The following is a 616-nucleotide window of genomic DNA, read 5'->3' as shown; positions in this document are numbered from 1 at the left end:
GCCACTGCGCACCCCCCCAGCTCAGGTTCAGGAACCTTTGAGGACATCCGCGATGAGGATCTAGAGCTCATCGAAGAGGAGCCAATCCCTCCTCCAGGTGCGGGGATCCCCTACTACATCGCTGAGCGGAAAGCTACCTCAGCAGAGGCTGCAGCGGAGCTCTCCCCCACCAAAACCGAAGGCGAAACGGCCAAAGCGCCCTCCACAGTCATCCAAGCTAGCGACACGCTCCCGGCTGTCCCTCCCCAGGATCGCCTTGCCACACCCCCACCAACGGATACTCCTCTGCCACAAGCTGCTTCCCGAACGGTTCGCCAGCCTTCCACCAGCAGCCTGAAGTGGCTCTGGGTTGGGGGAGGCGCTGTGGCTCTGCTAGCCGCCTTTTTGCTCTGGCCGCGCCCAACCATCCGCGATACCCAGAAAGAGCCGGAGCCGATCCCTACTGCTGAAGTCACCCCAACGCCAGCACCGGCCCCCACCCCGACGCCAACACCGACACCCCCTCCCACTCCCGTGCCGACACCTACTCGAACTAAAGCCAAGACTCCTAATACTGCTCGAATGCCGACGCCTACACGAACCCCTGCACCGACGCCCACTCCTGCTCCGGTGCCAA

1 pseudogene is annotated in these 616 nt (G+C 63.3%); it reads left to right on the top strand.

The window, feature by feature from the left end:
- A pseudogene (locus NW860_RS00875) lies at positions 1-616 on the top strand (serine/threonine protein kinase); the annotation flags it as partial.

Source organism: Synechococcus sp. F70.1 (assembly GCF_047502745.1).
Taxonomy (GTDB): Bacteria; Cyanobacteriota; Cyanobacteriia; order Thermostichales; family Thermostichaceae; genus Thermostichus.
This window is presented reverse-complemented; position numbering and strand designations above follow the sequence as displayed.